The organism is Bradyrhizobium sp. (genome assembly GCF_030654605.1).
Lineage (GTDB): Bacteria > Pseudomonadota > Alphaproteobacteria > Rhizobiales > Xanthobacteraceae > Bradyrhizobium.
This window is the reverse complement of record NZ_JAURXB010000079.1, coordinates 17,444-38,772: the sequence shown is the minus strand read 5'-3', so window position 1 is coordinate 38,772 and position 21,329 is coordinate 17,444. Positions and strand designations below refer to the sequence as shown.

Annotated in this window: 18 protein-coding genes; 10 read left to right on the top strand and 8 right to left on the bottom strand. The window is 64.5% G+C overall.

Annotation, left to right across the window (positions count from 1 at the left end; genetic code table 11):
- Nucleotides 1-221: 221 nt before the first annotated feature.
- The 3 genes from Q7U29_RS08360 to Q7U29_RS08350 form a co-directional block, all read right to left on the bottom strand.
- On the bottom strand, nt 222-1,454 hold the full coding sequence (locus tag Q7U29_RS08360; protein WP_304740337.1) for a GGDEF domain-containing protein: 1,233 nt from the start codon (nt 1,452-1,454) through the stop codon (nt 222-224).
- A gap of 89 nt (nt 1,455-1,543) precedes the next feature.
- Entirely contained in the window at nt 1,544-3,049 is a 1,506-nt protein-coding gene (locus Q7U29_RS08355) for a class I adenylate-forming enzyme family protein (protein WP_304740448.1), read from the bottom strand.
- A gap of 5 nt (nt 3,050-3,054) precedes the next feature.
- Nucleotides 3,055-4,770, bottom strand: a complete 1,716-nt coding sequence (locus Q7U29_RS08350) for an extracellular solute-binding protein (protein WP_304740445.1) — start codon at nt 4,768-4,770, stop codon at nt 3,055-3,057.
- A 375-nt stretch (nt 4,771-5,145) separates the two neighbouring features.
- On the opposite strand from Q7U29_RS08350, the gene Q7U29_RS08345 reads away from it, so the two are divergent.
- A complete protein-coding gene (locus tag Q7U29_RS08345) occupies nt 5,146-5,952 on the top strand; it encodes an invasion associated locus B family protein (RefSeq protein ID WP_304740335.1) in 807 nt (268 codons plus the stop codon).
- Nucleotides 5,953-6,113: 161 nt separating this feature from the next.
- Here Q7U29_RS08345 and hspQ read toward each other — a convergent pair whose 3' ends face one another.
- Nucleotides 6,114-6,446 (bottom strand): heat shock protein HspQ, encoded by a 333-nt coding sequence (gene hspQ / locus Q7U29_RS08340; RefSeq protein WP_304740333.1) that lies wholly within the window; start codon nt 6,444-6,446, stop codon nt 6,114-6,116.
- 121 nt (nt 6,447-6,567) lie between these two features.
- On the opposite strand from hspQ, the gene Q7U29_RS08335 reads away from it, so the two are divergent.
- Complete coding sequence (locus Q7U29_RS08335; protein WP_304740332.1) at nt 6,568-7,521, top strand: AEC family transporter; 954 nt, start codon at nt 6,568-6,570, stop codon at nt 7,519-7,521.
- On the opposite strand, the gene Q7U29_RS08330 is transcribed toward Q7U29_RS08335, so the two are convergent.
- On the bottom strand, nt 7,494-8,711 hold the full coding sequence (locus Q7U29_RS08330; protein ID WP_304740330.1) for a UbiH/UbiF family hydroxylase: 1,218 nt from the start codon (nt 8,709-8,711) through the stop codon (nt 7,494-7,496). The two genes, Q7U29_RS08335 and Q7U29_RS08330, sit on opposite strands and share 28 nt — an antisense overlap.
- A 135-nt stretch (nt 8,712-8,846) precedes the next feature.
- On the opposite strand from Q7U29_RS08330, the gene pcsA reads away from it, so the two are divergent.
- The 3 genes from pcsA (at nt 8,847) to Q7U29_RS08315 (ending at nt 11,411) form a co-directional block, all read left to right on the top strand.
- Nucleotides 8,847-9,584, top strand: coding sequence for a phosphatidylcholine synthase (gene pcsA / locus Q7U29_RS08325; protein WP_304740328.1), 738 nt, complete (start codon nt 8,847-8,849; stop codon nt 9,582-9,584).
- The gene (locus tag Q7U29_RS08320; RefSeq protein WP_304740327.1) at nt 9,581-10,342 is read left to right on the top strand and encodes a TerC family protein; all 762 of its coding nucleotides are present in this window, start codon (nt 9,581-9,583) and stop codon (nt 10,340-10,342) included. Before pcsA ends, Q7U29_RS08320 begins: the two co-directional genes overlap by 4 nt.
- 94 nt (nt 10,343-10,436) lie before the next feature.
- Nucleotides 10,437-11,411 carry a quinone oxidoreductase gene (locus Q7U29_RS08315; RefSeq protein ID WP_304740326.1) on the top strand — a complete coding sequence of 325 codons (975 nt, stop codon included), beginning with the start codon at nt 10,437-10,439 and terminating at the stop codon, nt 11,409-11,411.
- A 146-nt stretch (nt 11,412-11,557) separates the two neighbouring features.
- On the opposite strand, the gene Q7U29_RS08310 is transcribed toward Q7U29_RS08315, so the two are convergent.
- Both Q7U29_RS08310 and rimO read right to left on the bottom strand, forming a co-directional pair.
- Nucleotides 11,558-12,754 carry an acetylornithine transaminase gene (locus Q7U29_RS08310; protein ID WP_304740324.1) on the bottom strand — a complete coding sequence of 399 codons (1,197 nt, stop codon included), beginning with the start codon at nt 12,752-12,754 and terminating at the stop codon, nt 11,558-11,560.
- Nucleotides 12,755-13,132: 378 nt separating this feature from the next.
- A complete protein-coding gene (rimO, locus tag Q7U29_RS08305) occupies nt 13,133-14,458 on the bottom strand; it encodes a 30S ribosomal protein S12 methylthiotransferase RimO (protein ID WP_304740322.1) in 1,326 nt (441 codons plus the stop codon).
- A 113-nt stretch (nt 14,459-14,571) separates the two neighbouring features.
- Between rimO and Q7U29_RS08300 the strand changes: the two genes are divergently transcribed.
- From Q7U29_RS08300 to Q7U29_RS08280, 5 genes are all read left to right on the top strand, one after another.
- Complete coding sequence (locus Q7U29_RS08300) at nt 14,572-15,162, top strand: ANTAR domain-containing response regulator (protein ID WP_304740320.1); 591 nt, start codon at nt 14,572-14,574, stop codon at nt 15,160-15,162.
- Entirely contained in the window at nt 15,159-16,325 is a 1,167-nt protein-coding gene (locus tag Q7U29_RS08295) for a CmpA/NrtA family ABC transporter substrate-binding protein (RefSeq protein WP_304740318.1), read from the top strand. Before Q7U29_RS08300 ends, Q7U29_RS08295 begins: the two co-directional genes overlap by 4 nt.
- A gap of 324 nt (nt 16,326-16,649) precedes the next feature.
- Nucleotides 16,650-18,440 carry a NirA family protein gene (locus Q7U29_RS08290; RefSeq protein WP_304740316.1) on the top strand — a complete coding sequence of 597 codons (1,791 nt, stop codon included), beginning with the start codon at nt 16,650-16,652 and terminating at the stop codon, nt 18,438-18,440.
- Nucleotides 18,437-20,044 (top strand): sulfite reductase subunit alpha, encoded by a 1,608-nt coding sequence (locus Q7U29_RS08285; protein WP_304740314.1) that lies wholly within the window; start codon nt 18,437-18,439, stop codon nt 20,042-20,044. Before Q7U29_RS08290 ends, Q7U29_RS08285 begins: the two co-directional genes overlap by 4 nt.
- A 180-nt stretch (nt 20,045-20,224) precedes the next feature.
- A complete protein-coding gene (locus Q7U29_RS08280; RefSeq protein ID WP_304740313.1) occupies nt 20,225-20,377 on the top strand; it encodes a hypothetical protein in 153 nt (50 codons plus the stop codon).
- A gap of 166 nt (nt 20,378-20,543) precedes the next feature.
- Here Q7U29_RS08280 and Q7U29_RS08275 read toward each other — a convergent pair whose 3' ends face one another.
- Complete coding sequence (locus tag Q7U29_RS08275; protein ID WP_304740311.1) at nt 20,544-21,314, bottom strand: LamB/YcsF family protein; 771 nt, start codon at nt 21,312-21,314, stop codon at nt 20,544-20,546.
- Nucleotides 21,315-21,329: the final 15 nt, after the last annotated feature.

Below are 21,329 nucleotides of genomic sequence, written 5' to 3'. Positions count from 1 at the left end.
TCCTGCATTGAAGTGGTGGGCACGGCGCGAAGAGCGCGCCTTTGCCCACCCTGCGAAAGCTCCCTCAACGTCATTGCGAGCGCAGCGAAGCAATCCATCTTGCCGAGCAAAGAAAGAATGGATTGCTTCGTCGCATCCGCCTTCGCCCGAAGGCGGGCTTCGGCGGACAAGAGCGCTCCTCGCAATGACGCGGAGAGAGCGTGGGCATCAGTTGGGACGATTTACGACGCCGCGCGTTGGGCTTCTTCAGCGAGCCGGGCCAGCAACGACTTCGCCGAATCGTTCGGCATCATGGTCGCCACCGTCACGGATGGCCCGGAGCCGGCGTCGCGCTTGCCGTGGCTGGTGTGGCGCATCACGCTGGAGAGCCGCCGGGCGATCAGGTGGCCGTTGCGCAGATCGGTATCGGCGAACGCCATGATGACCGAGCCGTCGTCCTGGGCGGCGCCGAAATCCATTTGCCGCATCAGCCGGCTGATGATCCGCGCGCCGTCCAACTGGGCGCGGGGGTGGGCGGGATCGAAGGCGAAGCGCGCCACCGTCAAACCGCCGCCGCGCGACAGCGTTTGATAGACCGCCGTGGCGAAGTCGCGGCTGAAGGCCGACGGTGTCAGCAGACCGGTCCTGGCATCGAGCAGGCCCTCGGCGTCGAGCGATCGGAGGGTTCGGGTCAGATGGGCCTCGAAGGCATGCTGGCGGATCAGCGGCAGCGCGTTGGCGGCAATGAGCGCGGGCTCGCCGGAGATGATTTCGAGATTCGGCAGATCATATTCCGGCGCCAGCGCAGCCGATGTCATCACCACAGGCAGGTTGCGAAAGCGCGAATCCTCGGTCAGCACCGTGAGGAAGGCATCCACCACGCGCGGACTGAAACCCTCGCCGAGCACGATGCCGTCGATGTCACGGGTGTTGAGATGCTTGGCGGCGGCTTCGATCGAGAGCGCGCCGACCACCCCGGTCCGCTCGCCGAGCGATACCGAAAGCGCAGGGTATGCGGCGCCGCGGCCGATCAGCAGCACGGTGGCGTCACGGGTCGGATCGAAGTCGGCCGCCGCGGCGCGCGCCAACGGCTCACCATCCATGCGGCGCATCACGGTGATATCAAGTGCGCGAACCCGCAAGGCAGCACGCAACCGTGCGGTCAGGCGATCGAAACCGCCGCTGGTTTGCGAGAACGGGATGGCGTTGTCGGGCAGCGATGTCGTGGGGTCGACGGCGATCAGTGGCAGATAGGGCCGCTGCGCGGCGATCTGTTTGGCTAGGGCGTCGAGACCGGGTTTGGCCGATCCGGTCATCGCGACCAGCACGGCGGCCGGGTGCAGCTGCGCGACGGCGCGCGATGCATCGGCCCAGCCGGCATCGATCATCGGAAACATCTTGGCATCGTCGAGCGCGTTGGCGAATGAGGGGCGCCCGGCGGTCGATACGACGATGAGCGGGCCTTGCTGGGACATTCTGAAACTCGGATTGCGCGTCAGTTGGAACGCGGTAACCCTAGTTCCCCGGCCTTAATGCCGCGTCAACGAGACCCCCTGGATTTCAGTCAGGTCTGATTGGCCCGGTCGCGAAACGCTTCCACCATCAGCGGGTTAAGCCCGAGTTCGGCCAGCGCCTCGCGGGCGCGGCCATTGTCCTGGGCGCGTCCGGCAAGCCGGTGACCGCTGAGCCGGTCCGGCAACGCCGTCAGCAGCGCGCCCTGTCCGAGCCGCCGGGCCCATTCCTGCAGATCGCCTGCCAGAAACCGGTAGCCGCCGACCGCCATGATCCCGGTGGGCGGCGCGGTAATGCAGATCGCGCCGGTCGCCCGATCGATCCGGGCGGCATAGTCGGTGTCGACATAATCGCGCGGCGGCTGCGCGATCAGCGAGTCGCTGGGCGGCGGCGGCGGCGCGTAGGGGGCCGCGGAAACCATCGGCCCACGCAAAGCCAGCGTTCCCCTCGGCGTCAGAAAGATCTCGCCCGATATCGATGAGCCCGGAACCTCGCGCGGCGCGCTGTGCGGTCCCGGCCGGACCGCCGCCGGCGCGCCATCGGCCGCGGTGCGGCGGGCCGCGAACAGGCCGGCTTCGCCGAACAGATAGACATCCGTCAGCGTCACCTGCGGCTGCGTCCAGGGCGACGACGACGCGACCTGTTCCGGCGCGCGCCACAGGCCGATCATCGTGCGCAGGGTCGGCAGACGCGCCGCCAGGTCGATCTCGCCCAGCCGCAATGCCAGTTGCGCGGGCGCGACCAGCGTATCGCAGCTGTGTTCGAGGAACTGTTGCTCGAGCACGTCGCCGTCGAACGGATGCTGCAGCGCCAGGGTTCCGCCCGACAACAGCCAGATCACCAGCGACGAGGTCAGGCCCGCGAACGACGACGGCGTGAACGCCGACATGATCGTCGAGCCCTGCGGCACGTCGCTTTCGAGCGACAGAGCGAGGCCGCCGGCGATCAAATTCAGATGCGAACGCGGCACCGGGCGAAAGCCGTCGCTGGTGACGTCGAACGAGACAATCGCCGCCTTGCGGCCGTCCTGAACCACGGACCGCGAAGTGGTGGAGCCGGCCGACAGGGCCAGATCGAGTGAGGCCATGCCTTCCGGCAGGTCGCTGCCGAAGCCGCAGACATGGCGGATCGAAAAGGCCTCGGCCGCGGCATTCATGGCGAGATCGGAATGCACGACGCCGTCGATCCGGCTCATGCTCACGATCGCCCGCGCACCGGTGCGATTGAGCGCGACCGTCAGTTCCGCCTGCCGCCACAGCAGCGGGAACAGCGCCACCACCAGGCCGGCGCGATGCGCCGCCAGCACCGTCAGCACGAACTCGACGGTATTGGGCAACTGCACCGCGATCACGGAATTGGACGGCAGCCCGGATTCGATGAAATGCGCCGACAGCGCCGTGATCGCCCGGTCGGCCTCCGCGAAGGTCAGGTTCCTCGGCGGCTGGCCGGTGATGCGCTGCTTGTTGATGGGATCGAGCAACGCCGGCGCATCCGGCTTGCGGGCCAGGATCCGCTTGAACAATCCGTCGAGCGTCGGCGATGTGTTGGTCTGGATCACGGGGATCACTTCGGTTGGGCGCCGGGCCGCTGCCACCAGGTTTCCGGCAGATACCCGGTCAGGGCCGTGGCGTCAGGCCCTTCTATCCGATTCCAGCGCGCGATCCATTGCTCTTGAACGTTAAACAGCGGAATACCGTAGAAGCCCGACATCAGGGTCCGGTCCAGTGCCCGCACCGCCGGGACGAAATCGGTATGCTCGCGCGCCTCCAGCAGGGCCGCGATCAAGACGTCGATCGCGGGGTCCCTGGCGCCCATATAGTTCCGGGTGCCCTGAATTCCCGCGGCCTCGCTGCCCCAGTAGAACGACTGCTCGTTGCCGGGCGACAACGATTGATCCCAGCGGTTCTGCAGCATGTCGAACTCGAAGGAGAGACGGCGCTGGTCGAACTGAACGGCGTCGACCGCACGCACCGACGCCTCGATGCCGGCGCGCTTCAGGTCGCGCTGATAGGCCAGCGCGATCCGTTCCTGATCGCGCGTCGTCACCAGGATTTCGAAGGTGAGGGGGGCCCTGGTCGAACGCTGCCGCAGCACCGCGCCGTCGAGTTCGTAGCCGGCCTCCGACAACAGCTTCAGCGCGCCGCGCAGCGTGGCGCGATCGCGGCCGGAACCGTCGGTGACGGGGAGGCGGTAACTGCCGTCGAGAATATCGGGCGGCATATGCGAGGCGAACGGCTTCAGCAGCTCCCGCTCGCGATCGTCCGCCGCGCGGCCATAGGCCGACAGGACGGAGCCTGCGAAGAAACTCGCGGTGCGCCCATAGAGGCCGAAAAAGTAGTTGCGGTTGATCCATTCGAAATCGAACAACAGCGTCAGCGCCTGGCGCACGCGGATATCCGAAAAGACCGGGCGCCGCGTGTTGAACACGAGGAATTCGGCAGGTTGCGGCATCCCGGTCTTGATGGCGTCGCGGATCACCTCGCCGCTGCGGGCAGCCTGGAAATCATATCCGTCGTGCCAGCGCAGCGGTTCGGTCTCGACGCGAAAATCGTAGAGGCCGCGCTTGAACGCTTCGAAGGCGCCGTTGGCCTCGCGATAGAAATCCAGCCTGATCTCGTCGAAATTCCACAAGCCCCGATTGACCGGCAGGTCGCGGCCCCAGTAATCGGGATTGCGGGTCAGCGTGACGCCGGCGCCGGGCTTCACCGCGGTGATGCGGTAGGGGCCGGAACCGATGGGCGCCGTCATCGAGGTCTCCTCGAACGTTGCGACGTCGACGGCATGCTTCGGCAATACCGGCATCAGGCCGAGGATCAGCGGCAGTTCGCGGTCGTTGGCGCCGGCGAGGTCGAACCGCACGGTGAGAGGATCCAAGGCCTCGGCCCTGGCGACCTTGGCGTAATACTGGCGATGATTGGGACGCCCCTTGTCGCGCAGCAGCGCCCACGAGAACAGCACGTCCTCGGCGAGCACCGGCTTGCCGTCGGAGAAACGCGCCCGGGCATCGAGATGGAAGGTGACATAGCTCCTGCTGTCGTCGGTCTCCACGCGCTGGGCCAGCAGACCGTAAAGCGTGAAGGGCTCGTCATGGCCGCGCGCCATCAGGCTTTCGACCACGAAGCCCCTGACCTGCTGCACGGCGAGGCCCTTGACGATCAGCGGGTTGAGGCTGTCGAAGGTGCCGAGAATGCCCTGCACCAGCCGGCCGCCCTTCGGCGCCGCGGGATTGGCATAGGGCATATGGGTGAAATCGGCCGGCAGGGCCGGGGCGCCGTGCATGGCGATGGCATGGCGCGGCTCGGCCGCCCGGCAGGTGCCGGCCGCGACCACAAGACCGCCGGCCAAAGCCAGTACGAAGCAGACTACGGCTTGAACGCGCGGTCGCCGGGAAATTGGCAACGCCGCGGGCGGATTTGATTCGATATTGTGCACAGCGGCTTTTACCATAGCCGACACACCCGGTCGCGGCAGGTCGCCAGGATGCCTATCGGCATTGATCTTTTCGCCCGCCGCTGTATTGAAGGCGGGCAATTGACCAAGACAGCAGGGCCTGTCACGTATCCGCCTCATTTGGCAAAGAGACAGCCGCTCAACGGCTAGGTGTCGGTGCCTGCAGCGGTTTCTGCCGCTTCCGTTCAGAAAGGGTTTTCCGCAATGAATTTCCGTATCTTGGCCGCGCCGGTGTGGCCGCGTGGGCGGATTGCCGCCCTGTTGGTGGCGACCGCACTGTCCGCCTCGTTGCTGGCTTCGGGCGCGCAGGCCCAGCAGCCCCAACCGGCGCCCGGTGCCCCTGCCGCCCCCAAGGCGGCCCCGAAGGCCGCGCCGAAGGCAGCTCCGAAGGCCCCGGCTCCGGCCGCGCAGCAGCCTGCCGCACCGCCGGCGGGAGCTCCCGCCGCGGGTGCCCAGCCTGCCGACCAGCAAGTTCAGCTGATCTATGCGCCCTGGACCAAGTTCTGCCTGAAGGGCCAAGACGCCGGCGCCAAGCAGGTCTGCTTCACCGGCAAGGACGGCCGCATCGAGTCCGGCCAGCCCGTCATCGCGGCGGTCATCATCGAGCCCGAAGGCGAGCCCAAGAAGATCCTGCGCGTCACGCTGCCGCTCGGCATGCAGCTGGTTCACGGCACCCGCGTGATCGTCGACGCCAATGCCCCTGCGCAGAGCCCCTATGTGATCTGCTTCGCCAACGGCTGCATGTCGGACTACGACGTCACGCCGGAATTGCTCGCGAGCATGAAGAAGGGGCAGAACCTGGTGGTGCAGGCGATCAACTCCAACGGCGCGCCGCTCACACTGCCGCTGCCGCTGGCCGAATTCGCCAAGGCCTATGACGGTCCGCCGACCGATCCCAAGGTGTTCGAGGAAACCCAGAAGAAACTGCAGGAAGAGCTGCAGAAGCGCGCTGAAGAAGCCCGCAAGAAGCTCGAGGCCAATCCGCCTGCGGCCAATCCGGCTGCGAAATAAGGGCAGGGCGGGTCCTGTCAAACAAAAGGCGCCCGGATCGGGCGCCTTTTTCGTGCCGTCATTGCGAGCGAAGCGAAGCAATCCAGCTTTCTTTGCGGTGCCAAAAGGAAGCTGGATTGTTTCGTCGCAATTGCTCCTCGCAATGACGAAAATCTGGCGCTCTAATTCAGCGACGGATTGCGCGGGCGGTAGCCGCCCGATTTGTCTTTGACAAAGATCTCGGCGACCTGCGAGTGCCGGATTGGCTCGCCCGAATCGTCGGGCAGCAGGTTCTGCTCGGAAACATAGGCGACGTATTCGGACTCGGAGTTTTCCGCGAGCAGATGATAAAACGGCTGGTCCTTGTGGGGGCGGACCTCTTCGGGGATCGACAGCCACCATTCCTCGGTATTGTTGAAGACCGGGTCGATATCGAAGACCACGCCCCGGAACGAAAAGATCCGGTGCCGGACGATTTGTCCGATCTGAAATTTGGCGGTCCGCGCTTTTATCATATCTCGTCGAATAGACCATGATTGTGGCCGATGCTAGAGGCAAACAGCCGAATTAACCTTTGCCATGCCGGTCCGTCCGGGCTGTCGAGCGGGGCAAGAATGATGAAAAAGACCCACCCCGATGATCGACATTCTCAACCTTGCGTTGCCCTATTTCGGCTTGATTTTCATTGGGTTCGCCTGCGGCAAGACCAAGGCCCTGCCGGAGGACGGGCTGGCATGGATGAACTTCTTCCTGCTCTACGTCTCGCTGCCGGCGCTGCTGTTTGGAATTATGGCAAAGACGCCGTTCGCGGAGCTGAATAATCCGCCATTCCTGATTGCCACCACCTTCGGCACCGCCAGCGCCTTCTTCCTCGCGATGTTCTTGAGCCAGTTGATCGGCCGACTCTCGGTCCGGGAATCCACCCTGGCGGGCCTTGCCGGCGGCTATGGCAACATCGGCTATATGGGCCCCGGGCTGGCGCTGGCCGTGCTCGGCTCGAAGGCCGCGGCGCCGACCGCGTTGATTTTCTGCTGCGACGCCATCTTTCTCTTCACGGTCGTGCCGCTGTTGATCGCGCTCACCGACCGCGAACATCAATCATTGCTGCGCACGCTCGGCATGGTGGCGCGGCAGATCGTCCTGAACCCCTTGATCATGTCGGCCTGCGCCGGCGCGCTCGCCGCCGCCTTTCACGTTCGCCCGCCGGCCGCGATCGACAACACACTGCTGTTCCTGCAGAACTCCGCCGCGCCGGTGGCGCTTTTCGTGCTGGGGGTGACGGTTGCATTGCGCCCGCTGGCCGGGGTGCCCTGGGAGGTGCCCGGCGCCATCGCGGTCAAGCTCGTGATCCATCCGCTGATCGTGTTCGGATTGATGCTGGAATTCGGGCCGTTCCCGCAACCCTGGGCGGCGACCGCGGTGCTGATGGCCGCACTGCCGCCGGCGCTCAGCGTGTTCGTGATCTCCCGGCAGCACGACACCTGGGTCGAGCCCGCGTCGGTCGCCGTCCTGATTGGAACATTCGCCTCCGTCATCACGCTGACCAGCGTGATGTGGTTCATTCAAAGCGGCCGGCTGGTATTCCCGTGACCTCGCGACGGCCGCCACGACGGCGCCAGGCCCTCGCGCATGGCCAGACGGCGGATCGCGCCGACCGAACCGATCAGATGCATGCCGACCGCACGCAGCGACTGCACGGGCAGGAAATCGCTGAGCAGTGAGCGGTTGGCCATATCGATCACGAAGGTGCGGCTGGCGACGTCGCTGCGCCGCGCCGAATCGTAACGCTTGATCACCTGCTGGGATCCCGGGTCTTCGCCTGCCAGCATCGCGTCGCGCACGATATCGGCGACATCTGCGGCGTCGCGCAATCCCAGGTTCAGGCCCTGCGCGCCGATCGGCGGCACCACATGCGCGGCTTCGCCGACCAGCACGATACGATCCCTGGCGAACTGCCGGGGCTGTTCGATGCCGAGCGGAAACAAATGCCGCCCCGGCCCAACGCTGACGCGGCCGAGAATGGAATGCGATTGTCGTTCCGCCGCTTCCGACAATTCGTCATCGCTCAATGCGATCAGCCGTTCGGCTTCCTTCGGCGCGGCAACCCACACCACGCTGCTGCGGTCGCCGGGCAGGGGAACGAATACGCACGGACCGTGCGAGGTGTGAAACTCCGTGGAGATGTCTCGATGCGGCCGCGAATGGCTGATGTTGAAGGTCAACGCCGCCTGGTTGAGGCTGCGGCGGCTGACCTCGATACCGGCTGCCTGCCGGCACAGCGATTGCCGCCCGTCAGCGCCGACCACGAGGCGTGCCGCCAGTGACTCGCCGGCGCGCGTGTGGATGACGACCTCGGCATCATCAGGGCTGATCGTCGCAGCCTCATCGTCGAACCGCGTCAACCCGGAAAGTCCAGCGGCGCGTTGCTCCAGCGCCTCGATCAGCGCACGGTTCTCGATGTTGTAGCCGAACACGTCGAGGCCGATTTCCTCGCAGGCGAACCGGACCTCGGGCGCCCGGATCAGCCGGCCGGTGTCGTCGACCAGCCGCATTACGCGCAATGCCGCCGCCTGGTCCCTGCAGCGCGGCCAGACCTCCAGCCGTTCGAGCAGATCGATGGAGTCGCCCAGCAGCGCCGTGGTGCGGTTGTCGGCATAGGGCAAGCGCCGGGCGACCAGCGCCGTGCGCGCGCCGGTCTCCGCCAGGGCGACCGCGGCGGCCAGTCCCGCAGGGCCGCCGCCGATCACGACGACGTCATAGGTATCGGAACCGATATTCATATCGGGACAATTGACGTTCCCGGCGGCATTTTCAAGTCTGCATCGTCAGGTCAAATGTTCCCTGCGGTTTGCGCGGCCGAACGCCGCAAGCAGCGGTGTGCAAATCGCGGCAATTCCTGATAGCAGTGCGGTCCGATGGACGAGTCGAACCAGCCAGTTTCTGCACCGCGAGCGACGCCGGGGACGCGGGCGGCGGCATTTTCCGTCCATATCTTTACGGCGATGGGGGCGGGCATCGGCCTGCTCGCGATGCTGGAGGCGGTGCGGGAGCACTGGGCGGCGATGTTCGCGTGGCTCGGGCTGGCGCTGGTGGTCGACGCGCTCGATGGCCCGATCGCGCGGCGGTTCGATGTCGTGCGGCTGCAGCCGAACTGGTCGGGTGAGGTGCTCGATCTCGTGGTCGACTTTGTGACCTATGTTTTCGTGCCGGCCTATGCGATCACCGCCAGTGGCATGTTGTTGCCGGTGATGGCGCCGCTGCTGGGAGCCGGCATCGTGGTATCCGGCGCGCTGTATTTCGCCGATCGCCGCATGAAAACCGACGATAACCATTTCCGCGGTTTTCCGGCGCTGTGGAACGCCGCGGCGTTCTATCTGTTCCTGCTGCATCCGCGGCCGTGGCTGGCGAGCCTGATGGTCGCGGTCCTGATCATACTGACGTTCGTGCCCTTCAACGTGATGCATCCGGTCCGGGTCGTGCGGCTGCGCGGCCTGACATTTTTGCTGATGAGCATTGGGGCGGTACTGGCGATCTTCGCGCTGGCCAGGGATTTCGATGTCAGCGCGCCGGTAACCGTCGCACTCTGTGCAATCGCACTCTACGTCGTGGCGAGCGACGCCGCGATCCGAATTGTGAGGTCTTTCAAACCATGATGGAATTACTGACCAGTCCGGAGGCTTGGGCGGCGCTGTTGACCCTGACGGCGCTGGAGATTGTGCTCGGCATCGACAACGTCATCTTCCTGTCGGTCATCGTCTCGCGTCTTCCGGAACCGCAGGCCAAGCGCGCGCGGCAGATCGGGCTGGCGCTGGCGCTGGTGTTCCGCATCATGCTGCTCAGTGTGCTGGTGTGGCTGATCGGTTTGACGCAGCCCGTCTTCACCGTGAAGAGCATGGGGTTCTCCTGGCGCGACATCATCCTGATCGGCGGCGGGCTGTTTCTGATCGCCAAGGCCACCCATGAAATTCACCGCGAAATGGAAGCGCGTGAAGAGGGACACGAGGACACGCCGGCGCCCAACGCATTCTTCTGGGTGATCGTCCAGATCATCATCATCGACCTGGTGTTCTCGCTGGATTCGATCATCACCGCGATCGGCATGGCTGAGCAACTCGAGATCATGATCGCGGCGGTCATCATCGCCGTGGTCGTGATGTATGTATCGGCCGTTCCGGTCACGAAATTCGTGGCGGAACATCCGACCACCAAGATGCTCGCTTTGGCGTTTCTGGTGCTGATCGGCGTGGCGCTGGTGGCGGACGGATTCCAGTTCCACATTCCGCGCGGCTACATCTACTTCGCGATCACGTTCTCGGTCGCCGTCGAATTCTTCAATGTTCTCGCCAAGAACAACCGAAGAAAAGCTGCGAAGAAGACCCGCGAGAAGCCGGTCCGGCAGCCCGGCGGATAGAGGCTGCCGCGGCGAGTTGACAACGCAGTCCCGATGGCTTTCGCTCGACCTCAAGGCAATGCCCAAGGAGAACTTGGGCTAAGGAGAATTCGATATGATCAAGGCCGTGCGCGTGCACAAGGTGGGGGGCCCGGAAGCCCTGGTTTACGAATCGGTCGACGTGCCCGCGCCCGGACCCGGCGAGGTTCGCATCCGCCAACATGCCGTCGGTCTGAACTTCATCGACGTCTATTACCGCACGGGGCTCTACAAGGCGCCGGGGCTGCCCTTCATCGCCGGCAATGAAGCCGCCGGCGAGGTTCTGGCGGTGGGACCGGGCGTCACCAATTTTCATCCCGGCGACCGGGTCGCCTATTATTTCAATCTCGGCGGCTATGCCACCGAACGCAACATTCCCTGGGACAAGCTGGTGAAGCTGCCCGACCATATCACCTACGAGCAGGGCGCCGTCCTGATGCTCAAGGGGCTCACGGTCTGGTACCTGTTGCACAAGACGTTCAAGGTCGAGCCGCACCATCGGGTGCTGATTCATGCCGCGGCAGGCGGCATCGGCCTGTTGGCGTGCCAATGGGCGAGGGCGATGGGCGCGCATGTCATCGGCACCGTCGGCACCAAGGCCAAGGCGGATCTGGCGCTGGCCAATGGCTGCGATCACGTCATCCTCTACAATGAGGAAGACTTCGTCTCCCGCGTCAAACAGATCAGCCGCAACGAGCTCTGCGATGTCGTCTATGACGGCGTCGGCAAAACCACCTTTCCGGGGTCGCTGTCCTGCCTGAAGCCGCGCGGGTTGTTCGTGAGCTTCGGTAACGCCTCGGGTCCGGTGCCGCCGTTCTCGATTGCCGAACTCAACAATCACGGCTCGCTGTTTGCGACCCGTCCGAAACTCAACGACTACATCGCCACGCGGGCGGATTTGCTTGAGGGCGCCGACACCCTGTTCTCGGCCGTCATCAACGGCAAGCTGCACGTGCCGATCAACCACGCCTACGCGCTGAAGGACGCGGCCAGAGCGCATACCGACCTGGAGGCACGGGCAACTACCGGTGCTTCGATTTTGAAGCCGTAGGGTCTCTCAAGACCGTCATTGCGAGGAGCTCTCTTGTCCGCCGAAGCCCGCCTTCGCGGCGAAGGCGGATGCGACGAAGCAATCCATGCCTCTGCGGAAAGAAAGAATGGATTGCTTCGCTGCGCTCGCAATGACGGCCTGAATTATTACGCCACCCGCCGTGCCGCCCCCATCCGCGTCAGGATCGCGTCGAGGCCGTCGATCATCTGCGAAATCTCCTCTCGCGAAACGTTGAGCGCCGGCATGAAGCGCAGCGCGTCCGGCTGCGGCGAGTTCAGCAGGATGCCGTCGGCCAGCGCCTGAGCGACAACAGAGGCACCGATCGGGTGCTTGAGGTCGAGCGCCAGCAACAGCCCTCGGCCGCGGACTTCGCCGAGGCCGTGCCGCGCCGAAATCCGCTGCAACTCGCTTTCAAGAAACAACCCGGCATCGATGGCCGATTTCAGGAACTCCGGCTTGCTGACCTCGGCCAGAACCGCAAGTCCGGCCGCGCACATCAGCGGATTGCCATTGAACGTGCCGCCCTGGTCGCCATGCGCGAAGCAGGAAGCCTTGTCGGTCGCCAGCAACGCCGCCAGCGGCACGCCGCCGCCGATGCCCTTGCCCAGCGTCATGATGTCGGGCTCGATTCCGGCATGCTCGTAGTGAAACAGCTTGCCGGTGCGGCCCATGCCGGTCTGGATCTCGTCGAAGATCAGTAGCAAGCCATGCGCCTCGGTCAGCGCGCGCAACGCCTGCAGAAATTCGTCCGTCGCCGGCCAGACCCCGGCTTCGCCCTGGATCGGCTCCAGCATGACGCCGACGGTCTTTTCCGTGATCAGCCGTTTTACCGAGTCGAGATCGTTCAGCCTGGCCTTGGGAAAGCCCGGCACCTTAGGCTCGAACAAGGGTTCAAAAGCCTTCTTGCCGGATGCCGACATCGTCGCCAGCGTGCGGCCGTGAAAACCGCCTTCGAAGGTGATGATCTCGTAAGCGCCGTTCCTGTGCAGGGCGCCGTATTTGCGCGCGAGTTTGATGGCACCTTCGTTGGCTTCAGCGCCCGAATTGGCGAAGAACACCTGGTCGAAGCAGCTCTGATCGGTGAGCGCCTTCGCCAGCGCCAGGCTGGGACCGTTGTAAAACGCCGGGCTCGGCGTCAGCAGCAGCTTTGCTTGCGCTGCCAGCGCATCGGCGATGGCCGGCGGCGAATGGCCGAGGCAATTGACCGCCCAACCCTGGATGAAGTCGAGATAGCGCTTGCCTGAGTCGTCCCACAGCAACGAGCCTTCGCCGCGGACGAAAACCGTCGGCGGCCGGGAGGTGATTTCCATCAATGCGTCGAACGAATGCGTGGCGTTGCTCATATCAAAACTCCTCAGCGGGGTTGGGAAGCAAAGCGGGCTGAAACGCAAGAAGGCCGCACTTTGCGGGTGCGGCCTTCTCGAAAACGTTGCTGATCCCAGTGTTTCAGCGTTGTCGTCGGACACGGCGCGACCCATCATCGTCGACAGAGCGACGACGGATAGTGGCGCGGGCGTTGGTCCGGTTCAGGATCATGGGCAGGGCCATACAGCCGAAGGACGCGCGCTGTCAAGCGGAGCGCTCGACATTCCTCCACTGTCGTCCCTGCGAACGCAGGGACCCATACGCCGCGGCTTCGCGTTAAGGCGCGGTGACAGATATCTTTTCAACAACAGCCGACCGGGATTATGGGTCCCTGCGTTCGCAGGGACGACAGGGAGTTAAAACCCCGCGACGCTGCCGTGCAGGTCGTACTGGTCCGCGCGCTCGATCTTCGCGGTGACGATTTCGCCGACTTTCAGCGGGCGGCGGCTCGACAGGTAAACCGCGCCGTCGATCTGCGGCGCGTCCGCTTTCGAGCGGCCCTTTGAGACGGTCGGACCGACTTCATCGATGATGATCTGCTGCCGCGTGCCGACCTTGCGCTTCAGCCGGCGGGCGGAAATCTTCTGCTGCCGCGCCATCAGCGCATTCCAGCGCTCCTGCTTGATTTCCTGCGGCACGTGGTTGCCGAGCGCGTTCGAGGTCGCGCCCGCGACCGGCTCGTATTTGAAGCAGCCGGCGCGATCGATCTCGGCTTCTTCCAGCCAGTCGAGCAGATAGGCAAAGTCGGAATCGCTCTCGCCGGGGAAGCCGACGATGAAGGTGGAGCGGAGCGTCAGTTCGGGGCACTCCTCGCGCCACTTCTTGATCCGCGCCAGCGTCTTGTCCTGCGCGGCGGGGCGCTTCATGGCCTTCAGCACTTCCGGGCTGGCGTGCTGGAAGGGGATGTCGAGGTAGGGCAGCACCTTGCCTTCCGTCATCAGGCCAATGACGTCGTCGACATGCGGGTAGGGGTAGACATATTGCAGCCGGACCCAGGCGCCGAGTTCGCCGAGCTCCTTGGCAAGGTCGAAAAATCTGGCGCGGACCTGGCGGTCCTTCCAGGGGCTCTCGGCATATTTGATGTCGACGCCGTAGGCCGAGGTATCCTGCGAGATGACCAGCAATTCCTTGACGCCGGCGGTGACCAGCTTTTCCGCCTCGCGCAGCACCTCGCCGGCCGGCCGCGACACCAGGTCGCCGCGCAATTTCGGAATGATGCAGAAGCTGCAGCGGTTGTTGCAGCCCTCGGAAATCTTCAAATAGGCGTAATGCCGCGGCGTCAACTTGATGCCCTGCGGCGGCACCAGATCGAGGTGCGGATTGTGCAACGGCGGCAGCGCGCGATGCACGGCATCGAGCACGCTTTCATATTGCTGCGGCCCTGATATCGACAGCACGCCGGGATAGGCGGCCTCGATCTGCTCGGGTTCCGCGCCCATGCAGCCGGTGACGATCACCTTGCCGTTCTCGGCCATCGCCTCGCCGATGGCGCCGAGCGATTCCTGCTTGGCGCTGTCGAGAAAGCCGCAGGTGTTGACGATGACCAGGTCGGCGCCGTCATGCTTGCGCGCCAGCTCATAGCCCTCGGCGCGCAACCGGGTGATGATCCGCTCGGAATCCACAAGCGCCTTGGGACATCCCAGTGAAACAAAGCTGACTTTGGGCGCGGCGGCCTGGTTCATGTCTGATATGCCTGATTGATGGGCAGGAGCTAGTCCCAATTGTCCATAATGACAAGGCTTTAAGCCGGCATCGGGCGTGCTAAGAGGTGCTTTGCCGGAAATGCGAGTGATCGATGAGCTCCGAGACGTCTCCCAAGATAGTCATTGTTGACGAAAGCCCGATCCGCGCAGCGATCCTCGAAGAGGGGCTGCGGGAGGCGGGCTTTACCGGCGTTGCGCATATCCGCGAGATGCACAATCTGCTGGCCCGGATCTATGCGCTGGACCCTGACGTCATCCTGATCGACCTGGAAAACCCCAGCCGCGACGTCCTGGAGCAGATGTTCCAGGTCAGCCGCGCGGTGCGCCGCCCGATCGCGATGTTCGTCGACCAGAGCGACTCCGCCTCGATCCAGGCCTCGGTCGATGCCGGCGTCTCCGCCTATATCGTCGATGGCCTGAAGAAGGAGCGGATCAAGCCGATCCTCGACCTCTGCATCTCGCGCTTCAACGCCTTCTCCAAGCTGCAGGACGAACTCGACCGCGCCAAGTCCGCGCTCGAGGACCGCAAGGTGATCGACCGCGCCAAGGGGATCCTGATGAAACTGAAGGGCCTCACCGAAGACGAGGCCTATGTGCTGATGCGCTCCACCGCGATGCGCGAGAAAAAGAAAATCGGCGAGATCGCGCAGTCGATCCTGACCGCTTCGGAGTTGCTGAAATGACCAAGACGCTGCGCATAGGCTTCATTCCGCTGGTCGACGCCGCGGCCCTGATCGTCGCCGTCGACAAGGGGTTTTGCGCGGCCGAAGGACTCGATGTCACGCTGGTCCGGGAAGTGTCGTGGTCCAACGTCCGCGACAAGCTCAATATCGGCCTGTTCGACGCCGCCCATCTGCTGGCGCCGGTGGCGATCGCCTCCAGCCTCGGGCTCGGACACGTCAAGGTGCCGATCGTGGCCCCGTTCAATCTCGGCCTCAACGGCAATGCCATCACGGTATCGCCGGCGCTGCATGCGGCGATCATGAGTGAGATGGAGGGCGATCCGTTCGACCCGATGGCGACGGCGCTGGCGCTGGCCCGCGTGGTCGCGGCGCGGCGCAAAAGCGGCGCCGAACCGCTGACCTTCGGCATGACGTTTCCGTTCTCGACCCACAATTACCAGCTGCGGTTCTGGATGGCCGCCGGCGGCGTCGATCCCGACGAGGACGTTCGCCTGGTGGTGTTGCCGCCGCCCTACATGGTGGACAGTCTCGCCAACGGTCATGTCGATGCCTTCTGCGTCGGCGCGCCCTGGAATTCAGTCGCGGTCGATCTCGGCGTCGGCCACATCCTGCATTTCGTCTCCGATATCCTGGTCCGCGCGGTGGAGAAGGTGCTGGCGGTCAGGCAGGACTGGTCGGAGAAAAATCCGGCCGTGCTGGCCGCCCTGATACGGGCGCATGATCGCGCCGCCGAATTCATCGAGCAGCCGCACAACCGCGCCGAGGCGGCGCGCATCCTCGGTGCACCCGAGCGCATCGGTGTCGATCCGGAGGTGATCCAGCGAACGCTCGACGGCCGCCTCAAGATTTCGCCCGACGGGACCTTGCGCGAGAGCAACCGCTATCTGCTGGTGGGTCGGCAGGGCGCGGCGCGGCCGGACCCCGCTCAGGCCGCCTGGCTCTACGCCCAGATGGTGCGCTGGGGGCAGACCCCGATCAGCCCGGAGGCGCTGAAAGTCGCCATGGCGGTATTCAGGCCGGACCTGTACGACGCAGCCCTTGGACGCGCGGCGAAGCCGACTGAGGCCTCCGACGGGATCGGCGCCTTCGCAGGACCTGCCTTCGACGCCAACGACATTGCCGGCCATCTGGCCGCGTTCAAGATCGGTCGCAGGAGCCCCTGAGGCGGCGGTTGGAGCGATGCTGGGCACCCGACCCAACCGTCTAATTTTTAGGCGATCTGCTTGAATCAGCGGTGACCCACGGCGGCCCGTTCCCAGCTCCAGAACACAACCAATTGAATACGCTATCGATTTTATTCGAATCGGGGTGGCACGCAACTTGAATGTTGCAGTGCAGCCAGCCGTCGCAGATGCCCGCTGGCCTACGTCCAAGATGGATTTCCGCAGCAACGAAGCTGGTCGGGCCCGTTCGAACGTCACGAACGCGGTCGCTGTCCCTTTTCGTTGAAGCCACCCGTCGTGGCCGCAGGAGCTTCGTCGCGCACCATGAAACTAGAAACGCTCTCAGTCGACTTTACCGACGAGCAGAAACGCTACCTCGAAGGATTCACGACGGGGCTGCAGATCAGCCGGGTCGGGCGCGGCCTCGGCGGCGGCGGCGCCGCGGGTAAAGCCAATGCGGAGCCGACCGGCCCGGAAGCGTCGCACATCAAGGCGCAGGACCGCACGCTTGCCGCGGGCAAGAAACTCGTCGACCAGGAAAAGTGGAAGCGCGAGCAGCATCCGTTCGACGCCTATCCGCGGCTGAAGGAGCAGGCGCTGGCCGATGCGCGACCGTCGCCGGCGGATAATTTCCGCTGGCGCTATTACGGCCTGTTTTATGTCGGGCCGACGCAGGACTCCTATATGAGCCGTCTGCGGATTCCGAACGGCATCATGAAGCACTGGCAGCTTTCCGGGCTTGCCGATCTGATCGAACCGCTATGTGGCCCGTTCAGCAACGTCACCACCCGCGCCAACCTTCAGGTGCGCGAAATCCCGCCGAAGCACGCGGTGATGCTGATCGAGGGCATTCAGGACCTCGGCCTGTGCTCGCGTGGCTCCGGCGCCGACAACATCCGCAACGTCACGGGCACGCCCACAGCCGGCATCGATCCCCAGGAATTGCTCGACACCCGTGAATATGCTCGGGAATGGCACTACCACATCCTCAGCGACCGCTCGCTGATCGGCCTGCCGCGCAAATTCAACGTCGCTTTCGACGGCGCCGGCAAGATCGCGGTGCTGGAAGACACCAACGACATCGCCTTTGCCGCGGTCGAGGTCAAAGACGGTTTTGATGTCGAGCCAGGCGTCTGGTTCAAGCTCGGCATCGGCGGCATCACCGGCCATAAGGATTTCGCCACCGATACCGGCATCATCGTCAAGCCGGCCGATGCGACCAGGGTTTCGGACGCCATCGTCCGCGTCTTCATCGACCTCGGCGATCGCACCAACCGGCTGAAGGCGCGATTGAAATACGTCATCGACGGCATGGGCATGGAAAAATTCCTCGTGCTGGTCGAGGAAAAGCTCGGCCATGCCTTCACGCGCGTGCCGCCGGAAGCTCTCGCACCCCGTCCGGCGTTCGACCGATCAGCCCATATCGGCGTCCACCAGCAGAAGCAGGACGGCCTGAACTGGATCGGCGTTGCGCTGCCCTTGGGCAAGGTGACCTGCGACCAGATGCGCGGCCTCGCAAAGATCGCGCAAGATCTCGGCGATGGCGATATCCGCCTCACGGTCTGGCAGAACCTGCTGATATCAGGCGTGTCCAACGACAAGGTGGCGCTGGCCACGGCCGCGATCGAGGCGATCGGCCTTGCGATCAAAACCTCGGAACTCCGTGCCGGACTGATTGCCTGCACCGGCCGTGCCGGCTGCAAGTTCGGCAATGCCGACACCAAGCGCACCGCGTCCCGGATCGCGGACTGGTGCGACCCGAGGGTGCCGGTCGAGACCCCGATCAATATCCATCTCACCGGCTGCCACCATTCCTGCGCGCAGCATTACATCAGCGACATCGGAATGATCGGCGCGCGCATCGCGGTCGGCGATAGCGACGACACAGTCGATGGTTTCCATGTCTTCACCGGAGGCGGCTTCGGTCCGCAAGCCGAGATGGGGCAGGAGGTGTTTCACGACGTCACGGCAGAGGATGCGCCTGTTTATGTCGAGCGGTTGCTGAAGGCCTACGTCTCCCATCGCACCTCGCCCGACGAGACGTTCCTGACATTCGCGCGCCGCCATGACGGCGAGACGCTGCGCAAATTGGCCGATGCCGAGGCTCATACATGAACCAGATGACACCACCTCCCAGGATCGAGATCATTCCCTCCAGCGCGCCGTTTTCCGATGCGCAACGCTCCTGGCTCAACGGCTTCTTTGCCGGGCTGCTGACGGATGGCGGTCCGACGCCGATGTCGTCGGAGCAGGGTGCGTCGATGCTGCAAGGCCCCGGCGGCGATGGCGACGACGGCGAGGCGCCCTGGCACGACCAGACCATGCCCATCGCGGATCGCATGAAGCTTGCCGAAGGCCGGCCGCTGCGCCGGCGCATGATGGCGGCGATGGCGCAGCAGGATTGCGGCCAGTGCGGCTACAATTGCCACGACTATTCGGACGCGATCGCGAGCAAGGCCGAACCGCGTCTCAATCTCTGCGTTCCCGGCGGCAAGGAAACCGCCCGGATGCTCAAGGCGCTGAACGAGGAACTGGAAAAGGCGCCGGCGGCCTCTGCGGGACCGGCGGCGGCTCCTGCCGCGGCAGTACCTGCGGTCGTGGTGGAGCCCGGCCGTTCACGCGACAATCCGGTCGCGGCCACCTTCCTGTCGCGCCGGCTGCTCAACAAACCCGGATCGGAAAAGGAAACCTGGCACATCGATTTCGATCTCTCGGGCGCCGGCCTCGACTATGTCGTCGGCGATTCCTTCGGGATCTTTGCCCGCAATGATCTCGGCCATGTCGACCAGATCATTGCCCTGTTGGGCGCCTCGCATACCACCAAGGTGCGCGGCAAGACGCTGCGCGAGGTGCTGGCCGACGAGGTTTCGCTGTCGCCGGCGCCGGACAGCCTGTTCGAACTCGTTTCCTACATCACCGGCGGCGCGCAGCGCGAGAAGGCGCGGGCGCTGGCGCAGGGCGAGGATCCCGACGGCGATGCCGCCACGCTCGACGTGATGGCAGCGCTGCAGAAATTTTCCGGCGTGCGCCCACATCCCGAAGCCTTCGTCGAGGCGCTGGAGCCGTTGCAGCCGCGGCTATATTCGATCTCCTCGTCGCATAATGCGACGCCCGGCAAACTGTCGCTGACGGTCGACTGCGTGCGTTATGTGATCGGCAAGCGCAAGCGCATCGGCCTCGCTTCCACGTTCCTCGCCGAGCGCATCAATCCGGGCGACGAGCTCAAGGTCTATGTGCAGAAGGCCCACGGTTTCGCGCTGCCGCAGGATCCCAAAGTGCCGATCATCATGATCGGGCCGGGCACCGGCATCGCACCGTTCCGCGCCTTCCTGCTCGACCGCAAGGCGACCGGCGCGCAGGGCAAGAACTGGCTGTTCTTCGGCCATCAGCGCAGCGCGTCGGATTTCTTCTATGCCGATGAACTGAACGCGATGAAAACCTCGGGCTTGCTGACGCGGCTGTCGCTGGCCTGGTCGCGCGACGGCGACAAGAAATTCTACGTGCAGGACCGCATGCGCGAACTCGGCCGCGAAGTCTGGACCTGGCTGGCCGATGGTGCGAACATCTACATCTGCGGCGACGCCAAGCGGATGGCGAAGGATGTCGAGCGCGCGCTGGTCGATATCGTCGCACAGTTCGGTGCGCGTTCGACCGACGAGGCGGTGCTGTTCGTCGCCGACCTCAAGAAGAAGGGCCGGTTCCAGCAGGACGTCTACTGACGGAACCGGTCAATCCGCATCAAATTGCAGCGAATAAAATTCTCGCCGGAATCCCCGGCGGAGAATTTTAGGCTGTAAGCGAACTCCATTTGGACGTCGGCATCGCTATTTTGTCGGTCATCTTGCATCAGGCAGCAAACAGCCCTTCATTATGGGGCCATGCTGCGTTGGAGATCGACCATGCGCGAACTATCGGCGGAGGCCCGCCTGCACCTGCACGCGCGCCAGCTTTCGCGACAGACCGGAACCGGGTTTCATACCGCGGCGCTCTACGGCTCACTTGCGCTGATCGCAGCGGTGGTGTTCGGCACGCTGTCGGTTCATCCGTTCTAGGAAACCATCAAGCCATCCCGCTCCCTCATGGTGAGGAGCACGTCCGGCAGCGCGCTTGCGTTGCCGGGCGCGCGTCTCGAACCATCCGGCACATCGCCTGCTGCCATCCTTCGAGACGCCGCGCGCAAGAGCGCACGGCTCCTCAGGATGAGGTCGGTGGGTGTGATTAGCCCGCTGTCGTGAACGGCGCCACGTCGATCTTTGCAGCCTTCAGCGCCTGTCGGATGCCTTGCGCGATATCCACCGCGCCCGGGGTGTCGCCGTGAATGCACACGGTGTCGGTGCGCATCTTGATCACCTTGCCGGTGACCGAGACCACGGCGCCGTCCTGCACCATGCGCACCACGCGCTCGGCGACTCTTGCTGCGTCGTGCAACACCGCGCCGGGCTTGCGCCGCGACACCAGCGAGCCGTCGTCTTCATAGGCGCGATCGGCGAATACTTCGTGCACCATCGGCAAATTGGCGGCTTCGCCGGCCTGCACCAGTTTTGAGTTGGCGAGCACCACGAACACCAGGTTCGGGTCGACCGCCCTGATGGCGGAGGCGATCGCCTTCGCGGTCATGTCGTCCTCGCAGGCGACATTGGACAGCGCGCCATGCGCCTTGACGTGCGTCACCCTGTGACCGGCCGCGGTGGCGATCGCCTGCAGCGCGCCGATCTGGTAGGCGACGAGGTTTTCGATCTCCGACGCCTTCATGCCGGGAAACGGCCGCCGTCCGAAGCCGTGCAGGTCGCGGTAGCCCGGATGCGCGCCGATGCTGACGCCGCGCGCCTTCGCAAGGTCGACCGTCCTGCGCATGATGTCGGCATCGCCGGCATGGAAGCCGCAGGCGATATTGACCGAGGTGGCCAGCTCGATCATGGCGGCGTCATTGCCCATTTCCCAGGCGCCAAATCCTTCGCCGAGATCGCAATTCAGATCGACTGTCTTCATGTTGTTCGCTCGCTT

What these genes read in the sequence shown, in the direction of transcription:
- Q7U29_RS08360 (WP_304740337.1), bottom strand. Translation starts at nt 1,454, where the DNA reads ATGTCCCAGCAAGGCCCGCTCATCGTCGTATCGACCGCCGGGCGCCCC.
- Q7U29_RS08350 (WP_304740445.1), bottom strand. Translation starts at nt 4,770, where the DNA reads ATGCACGGCGCCCCGGCCCTGCCGGCCGATTTCACCCATATGCCCTAT.
- Q7U29_RS08345 (WP_304740335.1), top strand. Translation starts at nt 5,146, where the DNA reads ATGAATTTCCGTATCTTGGCCGCGCCGGTGTGGCCGCGTGGGCGGATT.
- hspQ (WP_304740333.1), bottom strand. Translation starts at nt 6,446, where the DNA reads ATGATAAAAGCGCGGACCGCCAAATTTCAGATCGGACAAATCGTCCGG.
- Q7U29_RS08335 (WP_304740332.1), top strand. Translation starts at nt 6,568, where the DNA reads ATGATCGACATTCTCAACCTTGCGTTGCCCTATTTCGGCTTGATTTTC.
- Q7U29_RS08330 (WP_304740330.1), bottom strand. Translation starts at nt 8,711, where the DNA reads ATGAATATCGGTTCCGATACCTATGACGTCGTCGTGATCGGCGGCGGC.
- pcsA (WP_304740328.1), top strand. Translation starts at nt 8,847, where the DNA reads ATGGACGAGTCGAACCAGCCAGTTTCTGCACCGCGAGCGACGCCGGGG.
- Q7U29_RS08320 (WP_304740327.1), top strand. Translation starts at nt 9,581, where the DNA reads ATGATGGAATTACTGACCAGTCCGGAGGCTTGGGCGGCGCTGTTGACC.
- Q7U29_RS08315 (WP_304740326.1), top strand. Translation starts at nt 10,437, where the DNA reads ATGATCAAGGCCGTGCGCGTGCACAAGGTGGGGGGCCCGGAAGCCCTG.
- Q7U29_RS08310 (WP_304740324.1), bottom strand. Translation starts at nt 12,754, where the DNA reads ATGAGCAACGCCACGCATTCGTTCGACGCATTGATGGAAATCACCTCC.
- rimO (WP_304740322.1), bottom strand. Translation starts at nt 14,458, where the DNA reads ATGAACCAGGCCGCCGCGCCCAAAGTCAGCTTTGTTTCACTGGGATGT.
- Q7U29_RS08300 (WP_304740320.1), top strand. Translation starts at nt 14,572, where the DNA reads ATGAGCTCCGAGACGTCTCCCAAGATAGTCATTGTTGACGAAAGCCCG.
- Q7U29_RS08295 (WP_304740318.1), top strand. Translation starts at nt 15,159, where the DNA reads ATGACCAAGACGCTGCGCATAGGCTTCATTCCGCTGGTCGACGCCGCG.
- Q7U29_RS08290 (WP_304740316.1), top strand. Translation starts at nt 16,650, where the DNA reads ATGAAACTAGAAACGCTCTCAGTCGACTTTACCGACGAGCAGAAACGC.
- Q7U29_RS08285 (WP_304740314.1), top strand. Translation starts at nt 18,437, where the DNA reads ATGAACCAGATGACACCACCTCCCAGGATCGAGATCATTCCCTCCAGC.
- Q7U29_RS08280 (WP_304740313.1), top strand. Translation starts at nt 20,225, where the DNA reads ATGCGCGAACTATCGGCGGAGGCCCGCCTGCACCTGCACGCGCGCCAG.
- Q7U29_RS08275 (WP_304740311.1), bottom strand. Translation starts at nt 21,314, where the DNA reads ATGAAGACAGTCGATCTGAATTGCGATCTCGGCGAAGGATTTGGCGCC.